Origin of the sequence: Pseudoalteromonas shioyasakiensis (assembly GCF_022398475.1) — a bacterium.
Taxonomy (GTDB): Bacteria; Pseudomonadota; Gammaproteobacteria; order Enterobacterales; family Alteromonadaceae; genus Pseudoalteromonas.
On the sequence record NZ_JAKEVM010000003.1, the window covers coordinates 80802 to 96740 of the forward strand.

General features: G+C 42.1%; 11 protein-coding genes. 6 read left to right on the forward strand and 5 right to left on the reverse strand.

Annotation, left to right across the window (positions count from 1 at the left end; genetic code table 11):
* Positions 1–102 precede the first annotated feature (102 nt).
* A complete protein-coding gene (locus L1D51_RS01710; RefSeq protein ID WP_239962343.1) occupies positions 103–2655 on the forward strand; it encodes a M14 metallopeptidase family protein in 2553 nt (850 codons plus the stop codon).
* 6 nt (positions 2656–2661) lie between these two features.
* On the opposite strand, the gene L1D51_RS01715 is transcribed toward L1D51_RS01710, so the two are convergent.
* Entirely contained in the window at positions 2662–3378 is a 717-nt protein-coding gene (locus tag L1D51_RS01715; protein WP_239962345.1) for a ComF family protein, read from the reverse strand.
* Between the two features lie 58 nt (positions 3379–3436).
* On the opposite strand from L1D51_RS01715, the gene bioH reads away from it, so the two are divergent.
* From bioH to L1D51_RS01740, 5 genes are all read left to right on the forward strand, one after another.
* Positions 3437–4174: a pimeloyl-ACP methyl ester esterase BioH gene (gene bioH, locus L1D51_RS01720; RefSeq protein WP_054563034.1), complete on the forward strand. Its 738-nt coding sequence runs from the start codon at positions 3437–3439 to the stop codon at positions 4172–4174.
* A gap of 101 nt (positions 4175–4275) precedes the next feature.
* Entirely contained in the window at positions 4276–4584 is a 309-nt protein-coding gene (locus tag L1D51_RS01725; protein ID WP_054554434.1) for a hypothetical protein, read from the forward strand.
* A 5-nt stretch (positions 4585–4589) separates the two neighbouring features.
* Complete coding sequence (locus L1D51_RS01730) at positions 4590–5456, forward strand: putative metalloprotease CJM1_0395 family protein (protein ID WP_054562859.1); 867 nt, start codon at positions 4590–4592, stop codon at positions 5454–5456.
* Between the two features lie 208 nt (positions 5457–5664).
* The gene (locus L1D51_RS01735; RefSeq protein ID WP_055020523.1) at positions 5665–6396 is read left to right on the forward strand and encodes an outer membrane beta-barrel protein; all 732 of its coding nucleotides are present in this window, start codon (positions 5665–5667) and stop codon (positions 6394–6396) included.
* 309 nt (positions 6397–6705) lie between these two features.
* Positions 6706–11706, forward strand: coding sequence for a S8 family serine peptidase (locus L1D51_RS01740; protein WP_239962347.1), 5001 nt, complete (start codon positions 6706–6708; stop codon positions 11704–11706).
* Between the two features lie 123 nt (positions 11707–11829).
* On the opposite strand, the gene L1D51_RS01745 is transcribed toward L1D51_RS01740, so the two are convergent.
* From L1D51_RS01745 to greB, 4 genes are all read right to left on the reverse strand, one after another.
* The gene (locus L1D51_RS01745) at positions 11830–14145 is read right to left on the reverse strand and encodes a Tex family protein (RefSeq protein WP_239962349.1); all 2316 of its coding nucleotides are present in this window, start codon (positions 14143–14145) and stop codon (positions 11830–11832) included.
* A gap of 135 nt (positions 14146–14280) precedes the next feature.
* Positions 14281–14862: a CBS domain-containing protein gene (locus L1D51_RS01750; protein WP_058586152.1), complete on the reverse strand. Its 582-nt coding sequence runs from the start codon at positions 14860–14862 to the stop codon at positions 14281–14283.
* 49 nt (positions 14863–14911) lie between these two features.
* Entirely contained in the window at positions 14912–15217 is a 306-nt protein-coding gene (locus L1D51_RS01755; RefSeq protein WP_239962351.1) for a hypothetical protein, read from the reverse strand.
* A 114-nt stretch (positions 15218–15331) separates the two neighbouring features.
* Positions 15332–15814: a transcription elongation factor GreB gene (gene greB, locus L1D51_RS01760; protein ID WP_217875248.1), complete on the reverse strand. Its 483-nt coding sequence runs from the start codon at positions 15812–15814 to the stop codon at positions 15332–15334.
* Between the last annotated feature and the right edge of the window lie 125 nt (positions 15815–15939).

The window sequence follows — 15939 nt, forward strand, 5'->3', positions numbered from 1 at the left end:
CATACTCCGCTCATCGTGTTGTCGCCAGTGTTGAGCGTAAAAAGTTGCATCTATTTTATCGAATGGTAGCGTTAAAACATCAAATAATTACGGGTGCTATCTATGCGTTTCATAATAACAATATTAACCATGCTAGTGAGCGTTAGCGCATTAGCAAAACCTCTTTCTTATTACTTTGAACAAGATGTGAAATTCGACCCAAGTATTCCAACTCCTGAACAGGTGTTAGGTTACGAAGTGGGTGAGTGGCATGTGCGTCACGATCAACTTGTGCAATATATGCAAATTCTTGCTGAAAAAAGTGACCGAATGAGTTTTAAAGTAATCGGTCGCACTCATGAGCAGCGTCCACTGGTGATGCTAACAATTACAGCGTCCGACAAACTTGGCCAAGTTGAGCAAATCCGCAAGGCGCATTTAGCTCGCCTAAATGGTGGGGCAAGTGACTCAAGCAAGCAGCCAGCGGTTGTTTGGATGGGTTACAGTGTTCACGGTAATGAATCATCAGGCAGCAATGCATCGTTACTTGTTGCGTATTACCTTGCAGCTGCGCAGGGTCCAGAAATCGATGCATTACTTAACAACACGGTTATTTTACTCGACCCATCATTAAACCCTGATGGCTTAGCGCGTTTTGCAAATTGGGCAAACAGCAACCGTGGCATGAAGTTATCATCAGATCCACAAACTCGCGAGCATATCGAAAGTTGGCCAAGTAGCCGTACTAACCATTACTTGTTTGATTTAAACCGTGACTGGTTGTTACTGCAACACCCTGAATCACGTGCACGTATTGCACAGTTTCACCAATGGAAGCCGAATATCCTAACTGACTTCCATGAGATGGGCCCAAACAGCACTTACTTTTTCCAACCAGGGATCCCAACTCGTAAGCACCCAATCACGCCAGAAGAAAATGTCACGCTGACTAAAGCCATTGCAAACTATCATGCAAAGACACTTGATGAGCACAATGCACTTTACTTCACTGAAGAAAGCTTTGATGACTTTTACTATGGGAAAGGCTCAACTTACCCAGACGTAAATGGCGGTGTAGGCATCTTATTTGAACAAGCGAGCTCGCGTGGTCACTTACAAGAAACTATTAACGGCCCGTTAAGCTTCCCGTTTACGATTAAAAATCAGTTATTAACTAGCTTATCGACGTTCCAAGCGGCGATTGATAACCGTACAGACTTACTTGATTATCAAGCAAAATTTTACAACAAAGCAGTTGATCTTGCTGGTGATGAAGACTTTAAAGGGTATGTAGTTAAAGGCGGCGCTGATCAAAGTCGCATGCAATACTTCCTTGATTTACTTAGACAACATCAAGTCAATGCGTACATGTTAGAAGAGCCGTTAAAAGTAAACGGTCAAAGCTTTTCTGAGCAGAGCTATTATGTACCATTAGCACAGCCACAATTTCGTTTAATTAAAGCGATTTTCAGTGAGCAACAGCGTTTTGTTGATAATACGTTTTATGATGTATCTGGCTGGACACTTGCTCATGCCTTTAATTTAGAATTTGCAAAGGTAAGCAGCAACTGGGGCTTAAATGTGGCAAAAATGCCTTGGCAGCAAAGTGTTAAGTCAAGCTTTGCAGCATTACCGCAAAGCTATGCCTATGCATTTAAATGGGATGATTACCTAGCGCCAAAAATGCTTAATAGCTTGCTTGAACAAGGTGTGAAAGCACGCGTGGCATTAAGCCCACTTACAGCAAAAACGTCATCAGGTGAAATAGCTTTTGAACCAGGTAGTATTCTTGTTCCTGCTGGTCTGCAAACTGATAGCAACTGGGTTAGTTATTTAAACCAAGCACAGAATGAGTTTGGCATTGAAATTACGCCAATTAGTTCGGGCTTAACGGTTAAAGGTGCTGATTTAGGTTCTCGTGCAATGGCGGTTGTGAAAGCACCTAAAGTATTACTCGTGGGTGGTCAAGGAACTAGCCAGTATGAGCTTGGTGAAGTGTGGTATTACTTAGATCGTTTTGTTGGCACCGCGCCAAGCATTATCGAAATGGAGCGCTTAGGTAACATCGACCTTGAGAACTACAGCCATATTATTTTAGCGCACGGAAATTTCAATCGCCTTGATGATGCGACTAAAGTGGCTATTAAGTCGTGGGTTCGTAAAGGCGGTGTTATTTGGGGTCACAAAGGTGGTGCTAAGTTCTTAGCTGATCAGCAGCTACTAAAAGCAAACTACTTATCTCGTCGCGATGTAGCCAGTGCCTTTGATACAACAGGACTTACTTATGCTGATAAAGATGACTTAGCTGGTCGTCAGCGTATTGCCGGTGCAATTTTTAATACCTCTGTGGATTTATCTCATCCACTTACGTATTCGCTGAACCGTAATACATTACCAGTATTTAAGAATAGCACTTGGCTACTTGAGAAATCAGGCTCACCTTTTGTTAATGTGCTTACTTACACAGATAAGCCGCTTTTAGCTGGCTTTACTGATGACGTAAATGTAGAGCAAGTAGCGGGCGCGGCAGGGCTCATTGCGCATTCATATGGCAAAGGCAGTGTGATAGGCATGACAGATAACCCAGTATTCCGTGGTTACTGGTACGGCACGAGTCGATTACTAAGCAATGCCTTATTTTTTGGTAATGCCTTTCATGCCTCTGGTGATAAATAATCACACTTAATCATAATGCAGGTTGCCTAACCCTGTTAGGCAAGTGAGCATAGCCCATACCTGCTTTGCCCCTGCATTTTTTATGGCTTCTGTCGCAGCATTTATGGTTGCGCCAGAGGTCATCACATCATCAATAATTGCCACGGTTTTTCCTGTTAAATCTTGGTGACAAAAAAACGCATTTTGTAGATTTTTAACTCTTTTCGCTTTACTTAACTGTGATTGCGCTTTGGTTGCTTTTTGCTTGTAAAGAGCCGTGCTAACAGTACATTGTTGGTTTTTCAAAACAGGCAGCCAAGTTTGGCTTACCTGATTAAAGCCGCGTGCCAAAAAGCGCTGATTATGCAGAGGCAGCACAATAAAAAGATCGGGCCAATTTGTATTAACTTGACGAGCTAATTGCAGCTGTTTCTCTACTACTTGTTGTAGTGCCACACGAAAATATTGCTGGTCATTAAATTTCAATTGCTTGAGCCAAAGCTTAAAAGGTGCTTGATACCAAGCACAGGCAATTAAATGATCAAAATTACTATCAGGAAATGCATCACATATATCTGGTCGGTGTAACAAATTTGGATGGCGTGTAAGGTCAAATAAATTAAGGTCATCTAAACAATACTGACACAAAGCTTGATCAGCCTGTATGTGATTTTGGCAGCTAATGCAAAAGTTGGGGAATAGTGCGTCTAGCCCTAGTTTTAAGACATGAGGTAAGTGAGACATTGCATTCATTCCTTTAAACGCTATTATGAGCGCTAAGTGTGGTTGGGAAATACAAAATATGCAAAATGAGATGGTGCTATTACATGGCTGGGGAATGAACCAAGGGGTTTGGCAAGTGATCAAACCTGAGCTTGAGTTTTTTCATGATGGTGAAGTCCGTTGCCTCGACTTACCTGGCTTTGGTAACGCGCAGTCAATCCCTACACCTTACACTTTGCACGCTGCAGCTGAGCAACTAAGTACACAGCTAAATGATCAGTCTATTCTTGTTGGCTGGTCGTTGGGCGGACTTTTTGCCATGTATATTGCAGCACATTGGCCTGACAAAGTCGCTAAGGTTGTATTGGTTGCCTCAACGCCTTTTTTTGCGCAAACCGACGAATGGCCGGGTATTAAACCTGACGTATTGAACGCATTTAAAGATCAGCTAGTTAGTCACAGAGAAAAAACGATAGAACGGTTTTTGGCGATACAAGCAATGGGCAGTGAATCAGCTCGAGATGACATTAAGCAACTTAAAGCACTTTTAAACCAATACCCTGCGCCTCAAGAGCAAGCTTTAAGTGCGGGCTTAGACATTTTACAGCAGGATGATTTACGGGAACTATTCGCTAACCTTAGCGTACCTGTGCGTGGTATTTTCGGTCGCTTAGATTCATTAGTACCTTATCGCGCGATTGAAAAAATGCATGCCTTACACCCTCAGTTTGAATATGAAGTTTTAGATAAGGCCTCACACGCGCCTTTTATTTCACATAAAGCGTCATTTATATCAGCACTGAAATCAATGTGTTAAGCAAAACTCGCTGAGAGGCCAGAAAAATAGCGGGATTTAGCTTTATTTTGCTCGTTTTATGAGCGATACTTAACGGGTAGATCTCACTGTTGGAGGGTGTTATGCCAATCAGTTCTGTTTTTAATAATGCGGTAGAAGGTTATAACCGTGCAAGCCAAGGTATCGAAAAGGCGAGCGCTGAGATTAGCCGTGCCTCAATTGATCAGCAAGATGATGCCCAATTAGCTCAACAACGCCAATTACAAGCGGCAACTCCAAATGAAGCTGTAACTCCGCCAGTTTCACAACCTGCCCCAATCGATGAGTCGCTTGTTAATTTAAAAGTTGAAGAGTTTAATGCAAAAGCCAATATCAACACGATTCAGACTGCTGATGAAGTGCTCGGTACATTAATAGATATTAAAGTTTAGTACTTATGAATATCGTCACTCCGTTTCCTTCGATTAATATCAACACAGCGAATGTGCACACCGAAAGTGCTCGCCGTGATAATCAGTTACGTGAAGTGATCCCGCCTCCTGCTGCTACCAAGCCGAGTAACGCAGAAAATAAAACCCTGAATGATGGCGACAAAACCAAGCAGCCAGGTTCTGAAGCTGGTACGTATGATGCTAAAGGTCGTCTAGCTGAAGACAAAGTGATTGAAGAACGTCAGCAAGGTGGTGAGCAGGGTGAGCCTGAACAATCAGAGCAAGAACAGCAAGAAGCTAAACAAGAGCAGCAAAAAGAGCAAAAGGTTGCAGAGCAAGAGCAACAAGACACTGAGCAAATTAAAGAGCTAAAAGCCCGCGATACCGAAGTGCGTATTCATGAACAAGCGCATGCAGCGGTAGGAGGGCAATATGCTGGCTCACCAAGCTATGAGTATCAACGCGGCCCAGATGGTACAAACTATGCCGTGGGCGGCGAGGTGCAAATTGATGTTGCTGAAATTAAAGGTGACCCAAAAGCTACAATTGAAAAAATGCAGACGGTGCGTGCAGCTGCGCTTGCACCTCAAGAGCCTTCAAGTGCTGATCGCTCAATTGCTGCCGATGCCACACAAAAGCTTATGGCAGCGCAAGCTGAGCTTGCCAGTCAATCAGTTGATGACGATGCTGACTCAGGCAAATCGACCTTCAAAATAAACAGTGAGTATGCCGAAGATAGCGCTACTCAAACCAGCGAAACTAAAACAGCCAAGCGTGATGTAGAAGTAGACGAGCGTGCCGCACGTATTGCTAATTTTTATCAAGCGGCTACCTCGCCCACGAACCAAAACCAGTTCTCTGCCTTTATTTAACTAATATCAATTAACAGTATCAGTTAATCACTTTGCGGTTAAAACTTGTCGCTAACGAAGTTTAAATACTACATAACTACTCACTTAATTTATTAATGACCCTAACAGTTTCTTACATTTAGACTACAAAAACGAATGTTGTTTCCATTGCGGGTCCTTGCTCGCTTTGGTAGATTGTCCACGATTTATAATTAGGATGATTTAACAAATGAAATACACTCTTCTTGCTTGCGCATTATCACTTGCTTCTACCGCTGTCATGGCAGAAAACACCTCACTTCTAAGCTATGACTTTGTTGAAGCCGGATATAAAAAGACAGAAATTGATGACTTCGATGAGCTATCTCCTAAAGGTTATGGCTTTAATTTCAGTAAGCAGTTTGCTGAGAATTGGTATGTTACAGGTCATTATTCAATTTTAAATGATGATGTGACTGCAACGAATGAATTCAATGGCTCAGGTGTTTACGATAGCAATGATAATTATTTAGGTGATACTGTCATAGCTTATACTTTCGATTATGATGTTGACATGACCCGATACGAAATTGGTTTAGGTTATATTTATTCGCTATCCGATCGCACTAAAGTTGATTTTTCAGCAAAGATTGGCCAGTTAAAGATAGAAACTGACCTTAATGTTAAAGAAGTTGTATCATACCAAGATCAAGTTTTTAATAGCTTTTCAGAGAATCACTCAAATTCAGAAACCGCAGATATTTTGTCTGCTAACGCGCAAATCAGACATCTATTAACTGATTCATTTGAGATCAACGCTGGCGTTGGCTACGAGCGTTTGCACGACGAAGAGAGCGAAAATAATGCTGTATTTCATGTGGGGGCAAACTATGCCTTTACACCAGCTTGGCTGATAAGCGCAAGCTATCGTGATGCAAATGATTACTCAGACCTTGCACTTTCGGTTCGTTATAACTTCTAATTTTTTAGCAGCTAGGGATGCCTTTCTCTAGCTGTTTTCACTACTCACTTTGTTTCTGTAATCGTATTTTGTACAAAACGCTACATTTTGTATAAATATCCTTCAATGCGTTTATTTTTACCGCTCTGGTGTTTGTTTAATGTTAATTTTGTATCTCAAGTGTGTACAGGCGGGTTTGACCATGTAAATCCCCCTCTGTATATGTTTGCCTGCTAAATAATTTAGTGTGTCAGCTCAAGCAATTTATGAGCTGTTTAGAATTAAATCAGTGGGAATCATATGCAACCTTGCAATAAGAAAATCGCACACTTGAAAAAAAGTTCAGTAGCCGTACTTACAGCCTTGTATGTCGGCGCTACAGGCTATGCTGCGGCAGAGCCGGGCTTTAACAAAGTGTCTGATAAAGGCTTTTATCAGCCAACATTTACAGCTGAAGATATCGCGAATTATCAACAAGAAAAACAAATCGAAGATCATCCAAGCTTACTCAAAGGAAGTGCTCAACGCTTAAACCAGCACTATCAAAGTCAGCAGCCAGAACATGTTTTTCAACCTCAAGATGGGGTGACAGGCATTCAAACATACATTGTACAAATGCATGATGAACCTGTAGCAAGTTATCAAGGTAATATTCAAGGCTTCAGCGCTACAGCTATTACTGAATCTCGCTCTTTAATGGTTAAAGAGCGTATTGATACAGCGTCGCAAAGTGTACGCGCGTATCAAGGTTTTTTAAAGCAACGTCAAACAGCAGTATTAAGTAAGGCGCGTGCAATAGGTGCCAATATTGCGATTAAAAAGCAATTTACTCTTGCAAATAACGCGGTAGTGGTCGAAATGACACAAGCTGATGCAGAGCTACTTGCAACACAATCAGGCGTAAAGCGTATTACTCCTAACCGTATTTTTGAATTACGCACAGACCGTGGTCCTGAGTTTATTGGTGCTGATCAATTATGGCAGGGTGCAACACCGGCTTCATCGGTAGGTGTTAAAGGTGAAGGTATGGTCGTAGGTATTATTGATACAGGTATCAATACAGACCATCCAGCATTTGCTAGCGACGAAGAGTACAGTGAGAAAAATCCACTAGGCGCAGGTAACTTCGTTGGCGACTGTGAGGAAGAACCTGAGCTATGTAATGACAAGCTAATCGGTGTTCGCTCATACCCAGAAATCACAGCAATGAATGCTGATTATCAATTTGCACGTGCAGATCGCCGCCCTGAAAATGGTGAAGACTATAATGGTCATGGCTCTCACACAGCAAGCACTACGGCGGGTAATTACATCGAAAACACACCGCTTCAAGCTGCAACAGGTGAGACAGTAAGTGATGGTGAAAACTTACCATTTACGTTTGAAAGTACCAGTGGTGTGGCACCTCGTGCGCATATCATTTCGTACCAAGTTTGTTATGCAGGCCGTTCTGGCGATCTTTACTCAGGCTGTCCTGAATCAGCAATTTTATCTGCATTTGAAGATGCGATTGAAGATGGTGTCGATGCAATCAACTTCTCAATTGGTGGTAGCGAAAGCTTTCCATGGGAAGATCCAATGGAAATGGCTTTCTTAAGTGCACGCGAAGCGGGCATTTCAGTGGCAGCTGCAGCGGGTAACTCGGGTCCTTATTATATTTCAGCGGATCATACATCACCGTGGGTAACCACTGTTGGTGCATCAACTCATGACCGCGTGATGGATTTAGGTGTTAAAACCATAAATAACTTCCAAGGTACTCGCACGCCTTATGCTGGTGAGTATACAGGTAAGAGTTTCTCTGGCGGTATTACTGGCGAAGTTGTTCTTGCTGAAAAATACGACGATCCTAATGAAAGTGATGGTTACGATGCAGCAAGCTGTAACGCACCTTTCCCTGCTGGCACGTTTACAGCAGACCAAATTGTAATCTGTTTACGTGGTGACATTGCGCGTGTTGATAAAGCAAAGAACGTGGCAGCTGGTGGAGCGGGCGGCTTTATTCTACAAAACATTAGTTCTGCAGAGAGCCTTGTTGCTGATAACTATGTGATCCCAGGTATTCACTTACCATCAAACGCACGCTATACAATTCGTAATTGGGTTAATGCTAACCCTGATGGCGCAGCTATTGCGACAATTGGCGAGCCAGAAAATAACTATTCATTTGATGAAGAAGCAGGTAATCAACTTGCTATCTTTAGTTCTATGGGACCAAGTTATTACATCAATAACCTTGTTCCAGACGTGACTGCACCAGGTGTTGATATTTATGCTGCGAATGCTGATGACCAACCATTTACAGCTTATCCAAGTGCTTCTGATTGGACTTTTATGAGCGGTACCTCAATGGCTACGCCACATGTTACGGGTGCAATGACGCTAATGATGCAAATGCACCCAGATTGGACGCCAGCAGAAATTCAATCAGCGCTAATGATGACGGCAAATAAAGTACGTATTTCTAACGGCGTTACTTTAATTGACCCATACTACAACTTCATGGCTGGTGGCGGTGCGATTGACGTAGCACAAGCTGCCAATGCGGGTCTTATCATGGATGAGACTATTGAAAACTATCATGATGCGAACCCGCGCAATGGTGGTTTAGTAGAGTGGCTTAACCTACCTTCGTTAGTTAACCAAGACTGCGAACTTGAATGTACGTGGATGCGTACAGTTAAGGCAACAAAAGATGGTACTTGGGATGCAACGGCTTATGGTTGGGCTGTTGAAGGTGAAGAAGAAAGCTCTGGTGTAGAAGTTAGCGTAACACCAAGTAATTTCACACTTCAAGCAGGTGAAACACAAGATGTGATGGTTACTATGAAGTTGCCAAATATCATCGAGTCGAAGCTTGATCCTGTTGAAGAAGGTGCGCCTTGGGACAATATCTTAAATAAAGATGCTTGGTTCAACGGTAAAGTGTTATTCAAGAACACTGATGGCGACTCACCTGATGCTCATTTCACATTAGTTGCGAAAAACGTCATTGATGAGCTACCAACCATGGTTGATATCGATATGGCACGTGCAAGTGCATCAGAATCAATCGTAGTTAATACCGATAGCTACAGTGAATTTACGCCGACTTATTATGGTCTAGTAAAACCAACGGAGATTACCGCAAATATCTTAGGTGTTGCACCTTATGTGACAAAAGACCGCGTTGAAAAAGCGTGGGATATCCAAGCGTTTGAAGTACCAGAAGGTACAAAACGCTTAATGGTTAAAGTTGCATCTACCGAGCAAACTACAGATTTAGCAGACCTTGTTGAACCTCGTTGGCAAATGAAAAAAGCACACTTGATAGTGGGTTATGATGCTAATGAAAGCGGCTCATTCATGGTTTCTGATGAAGAGATTGCGGAAGATTCTACTGCACTGATCAAAGCGCTAAATGAAGAGATGATTTGTTACTCTTCAAGCAGTGTTGAAGATAACTATTGTAATATTATTGATCCTAAGCCTGGTAAATACTGGTTTGCGACTGCAGCTCTAGCAGGTTCACGTGATGTTGGTTATCAAACAGTGGCTCATTACGCCATTGTTAAAGAGCAAAATACCGGTGAATTCAGTGTATCAGCGCCACAGCAGCACAGCGGCAATGGTAACTATGAAATTGCTGTAAATTGGGATTTACCAGATGCGCAACCGAATGATGTTTATTATGGCGGCTTTGCATTAGGTAATGCAGAGGGGGCTGAAGGCACCCTTGGTTTTACATCGGTTAACTTAAAGCGTGATGCAGAAGCACTTACCCTAAATGTTGATCAAGACACTGCTCGCGCTATGGACTTAGTTAACGTTAATGTAAAACTTAAAGCTAACTATGAATCTAAGGCGCGTGACTATTCATTGTCATTGACGATTCCTGATGGCATGCAAGTTTGGCCACAAACGCTAACTTCAAACAATGAAGAAGTTGCAGCTTCGTTAGTTGTAGAAGGCAACACGTTAACTATTCAAGGTACACAAGACGCAACGCGTAACGTACAACGTGATTATGTGGTAACTAACAACATCACTAATGAGATGTGTAAAACGCCAATGATTGATGAATTCTCGACAGGGGGATATATCGATTTATGGGGTGATTTCCGCATTCAACCTGAAGCTGCTTGGTATGAAGGTGGCTCAAATGTGTACTTTGATGTGCCAATTGATTGGTTATTCTATAAAGAAGGTGCGAAGTTTGAAATTTACAACCAAGTAAATAATAACGAAGTACGTTTACACCCAACAGGTGCAATGCAGTTCACACCTATTTGGTGGATGATGAGTGCACACCGCGGTCCAGGTTTCTTAGTTGAAGCATTGGCACCATTCTGGCGTGGTTCGTTTGAAATCGAAAATCTTCGCCATCCAACGGATCCAACAGGTCTAACGATTGCTTCTCAGTATAAAGAAGAGCGTCCTGACTTAGGTGATCTCGTATTCATGGAATTCGATAATGTGACTGATAAATACACAGGCGACACGTTTGACTATGAAGTGATTTTACGTAGTGGTATAGATGACCATGAAGGTATGTTCGAAGCTATTTTTGCTTACGATAACCTAGGCGCAGGTGTTGATGAAGGGACTATCTTTATTGAAGGTGGTGATAGTGTTTACTCTACAACTGCCGGCTTTAAAGACGGTGCATTAAGCAATGTGGTTGGTTATGACGACCTTGGCAAGATCTTACAAGATGACTTAGTGATCTGTTTTGATTATGTTGGCCCAGAGCAAAGTGAAGTTGAGTTTAACTTTACTGCTACGGTTATGCCTGATGCGAAAGGTTCTGTGCAAGATATCACCCTTGATTACCAACTAGGTAGCCAAGAAGGTGGTATGTTAATGCACTCAATCGGCGTACAAAGCAACCTGAAAATGAGCGACATCGCTGATATGACGGTAGCAGAAAATGGCCGTATCGATGGTGTTGACGTGATGGTTGTTGATGCAGACCAGTCGCCAAATGAATTAGTGGTAACCGGTGAGAACGTTACGGCTGAAGTTGACGGAATGTCGTTTAACTTAATCCCTGATGCACATTTCCATGGTGAAACAATGGTAACAGTCACAGTGCAAGACAAAGCTAACCCAGCAGACAAAGTAAGCAAAGAGTTCTTGCTTATGGTTGAGTCTGATGGTGTAGAGCTTGGTTGTACTGATGCTGCTGCGACTAACTATGATGCGACTGCGAATGAAGATGATGGTAGCTGTGAATTCGCTTCACAAGTAACACCAGAAACTGAAGCGGAAACTAAGAGTTCTTCAAGCGGCTCATTAGGTCACTTCATTGTGTTACTACTGCCATTACTTGCACTTCGTCGTCGTAAGTAATAGCGATAAAGGCTCAGTTTATTGAGCCTTTCATAGCAACGAGACTGATTAAGTTGCTATACAAATAAAAAACCGCGTAAGTTTACACTTACGCGGTCTTTTTCGACTTATGCCTACAGTCTATTATTTTTTCACTTTTGCATTGGCAAATGCATCTGCAAAGGCATTACCCATGGCAACATTGCCAAATTCGCGTTTTTGCTTAGGTGCACTTTTCGCTTTCGCAGCTGGCTTAGGTTTGCTAGCTGGTGCGGCTTTATTGCTGGTATCAACATCATCATCTAAACGCATGGTAAAGCTAATACGTTTACGAGCAGCATCTACTTCAACTACTTTTACTTTTACAATATCGCCAGCTTTAACCACTTCACGTGGATCAGAGATAAACTTGTTAGTAATCGCAGAAATATGCACTAAACCATCTTGGTGTACGCCCACATCAACGAAGGCACCAAAGTTAGCAACGTTAGACACTACACCTTCTAAAATCATACCTGGTTTTAGGTCGTTAATAGTTTCAACACCGGCTTTAAATTCAGCTGTTTTAAACTCAGGGCGCGGGTCACGACCCGGTTTATCAAGTTCTTTGATAATGTCGGTAACCGTTGGTAAACCAAATTTTTCGTCTATGTAGTCGTTCGCAACGAGCTTGTTTAGGATGTCAGAGTTACCAATTAGGCTGTTTACATCTAAGTTGTTCTTCTCGCAGATACGCTTAACAACAGGGTAGGCTTCAGGGTGAACTGACGAGTTATCAAGAGGGTCTGAGCCTGTGCTGATACGTAAGAAACCGGCAGCCTGTTCAAAGGCTTTAGGCCCTAAACGTTCAACTTTTTTCAGTTCAGAGCGTTTGCTGAATGAGCCATTCGCATCACGGTAGCTAACAATATTTTGTGCTAAGGTTTTGTTTAAGCCAGATACGCGGGTAAGCAGTGGCACCGACGCCATATTTAGGTCTACACCTACTGAGTTTACACAGTCTTCAACCACTGATGTTAGCGTTTGACCAAGTTGGCTTTGCGATACATCGTGCTGATATTGACCTACACCGATTGATTTAGGCTCAATTTTTACCAGCTCAGCAAGTGGATCTTGTAAGCGACGCGCAATAGACACAGCACCACGTAGTGAAACATCAAGGTTAGGGAATTCATTAGCGGCAAACTCAGATGCCGAATAAACAGAAGCGCCTGCTTCACTAACCATCACTTTATTAAGTTTAAGCTCAGTGTTGGCTTTAATCAGTTCAGCTACTAATTTGTCAGATTCACGTGAAGCCGTGCCATTACCAATAGCGATTAGCTCAACTTTATGCTGGCGGCATAATTGCTCAAGAGTACGAAGCGATTTGTCCCAATGATTTTGTGGTGCGTGCGGGAAAATCGTTTGTGTTGTTAACAGCTTGCCAGTGCTATCTACAACGGCAATTTTACAACCAGTACGTAAACCAGGATCCAGACCTAACGTGGTGCGTGGACCTGCAGGAGCGGCCATTAATAAATCTTTTAAGTTCTTAGCAAAAACATCAATTGCGCCGGTTTCTGCTTTTTCGCGCATTGCACCTAAAAATTCATTCTCAAGGTGAAGGCTTAACTTAATTTTCCATGCCCATTGCACTACGCCCATTAACCAACTGCTTGCAGCAGAATTGCTAACATCTAAGCGATAATGATCGGCAATCATTTGTGCACACACTTGTGCCGGGTTTTCTGCGCTTGGCTCTGGGTTGATACTAAGTTGTAATACGCCTTCATTACGAGCACGCAGCATAGCAAGTGCACGGTGTGATGGTACTTTTTTAAGCGGTTCTTGATGCTCAAAGTAGTCGCGGTACTTTACGCCTTCATTTTCTTGGCCAGCAATTACAGTACTTTCAATCTGACCATGTTGTGCGATATGACTACGGAATTTAGCTAGCAGTTTGGCGTCTTCAGCAAAGCGTTCCATTAAGATAAATTTAGCACCATCTAGCACTGCTTTATTATCTGCAAAACCTGCATCAGCATTAATGTAATCACTTGCTTGTTGTTCTGGGTCGAGACTTGGGTTGTTAAATAGCGCATCGGCAAGCGGCTCAATGCCCGCTTCAATGGCAATTTGCCCTTTTGTACGACGTTTAGGTTTGAAAGGCAGATATAAATCTTCAAGCTCAGTTTTACTGTCAGCGTTATTAATATCAGCACTTAGTTCGGCTGTTAGCTTGCCTTGCTCTTCAATAGTATTAAGGATAAAGCTACGGCGTTCTTCTAATTCACGTAAATACGATAAGCGCTGTTCAAGTAAACGTAGTTGCGTGTCATCTAAGCCACCAGTTACTTCTTTACGATAACGGGCGATAAAAGGAACTGTGGCACCTTCATCAAGTAATTTGATTGCAGCAACAACCTGTGGTTGCTGGGCACTTAGCTCGGTTGCTAAGCGTGCAGAGATATTGCTCATGCATAAACCTTTTTAAAAATAGAAAATCAGTAAAACTGAAGATTAATTGCCTGAATAATATCACAATAAGAAGGCCTTAAAAGCACTGCTTTTAAGGCCTGCAAAAATAGTCTTACACAACGCAGATTTTAACGCTTAGTGCGGGTGATCAACCTGCTGTAATACTTCGCTAAAGCCATTAGCAATTGGGTTGATATTAACAGGAATATGTAATTTTTTAGCGATCTCTCGAGCTGAAATCAAACCACATATTTCTTGTTTAGCACTGGTTACTAATAAGAACATCATACCTTGGTGTTCCATGGTTTGCAGTGCATCGCCAATACTTGCGTAGCTGATGCTTTGCAGGCTCACACCAGCTAAGCTGCTAAGTGGCGTCATTACATCGTGTAAGGTAATTTCGTCACGGTGTAAGTTCAAGCGCTGTGCAAGGATCATTATTTTTGAGCTTTGCAGATCAGCACTAGAGGTGATACCGAGTAGTTTATCTTCGCTATCAACCACTAAAATAAAATCTGAGCAACAGCTATTTGTTTGCTTTAAAGCATCAACAATAGTGGTGCCGTAATGTGCACGTAAAGGGTCTTTTTTAGTAAAGCTATTAAGTACTTTTAAAGCTGAAGAAGTGAGATCTAGTGTTGGCTCAACTTCATTCACTGCATTAGATAATGCGCCATTAGAGATATCTTGAAGACGTAATTCTTTGAAATTATTCATTTTGGTCACCATACATTTTAATAAAACTGAAATAGAAAATTTGAGTTAATTAAAAAGCAGGTGGCCCTCGCTGGTGCGCGCTATAAACAGATACCTTATTAAAAGGGTGAACATACGAAACCACACGTGCATCTGGCAGTGGTTGGGCTACATTAGCAACGAACGCAGGTGTATGTTTATCGAGGTCGGTATCTAAGTTGGCAGGGTCTGCACTATCACACGCAATAAAGTGAGCGGTTGGCGTAACACTGTCTGAATGGCTCTCTATATTACTGGCGTAAGATATCAAACTCACACTAATTAATAGTGCGAATACAATGGCATTACTCATTATGCGTTGTATTGCGTTTGACATATTTACTACCTTCTAAAACTCAAGTAATGATTTATCTTGAGTACCTTTAGTTATAGATCACATTTTTAGACTAAACAATCACTAATTAACGCTTTCTGAATTTTCTGGCAAAAGTTATTTCGCATCAGGATAAGTTATCTCGTTGATATACCATTCTTTTGCGCCTTCAGGCGTGATCACCGAAAAATCATCATCAACCTGTTTGCCAAGTAGCGCTCGAGCCATAGGTGCATCAATCGAAATGTAATCTTTGCGCTCGTAAATTTCGTCGGGGCCAACAATACGAAAGCGCTTTGTTTCGCCCTGTTCATTCTCTATTTCGACCCAAGCACCAAAAAACACTTTTCCTGCTTGCTGTGGGTTGTAGTCAACAATTTTAAGATCTGGCATGCGTTTACGAAGATAGCGTACACGGCGATCTATCTGTCGTAAAACACGTTTATTAAATTGATAATCGGCGTTTTCAGAACGGTCGCCTAAGCTTGCTGCCCAAGTAACAATTTTGGTAATTTCAGGGCGCTTTTCATGCCATAAGTAGTCATGTTCTTGTTGTAATTGCTGATACCCTTCTCGGGTTATTAAATTTGTCTTTGCCATTTTATTCAGCCTAAAAAGAAAACCAGCTGCAAAGTATGCCTTTGTCGAGTCGGATTTTGAAATGTTCAGTAACAATCTAAGCGCGTAATTCGTTTTTTATTCTTAACTTTTTCATTTATATTAAT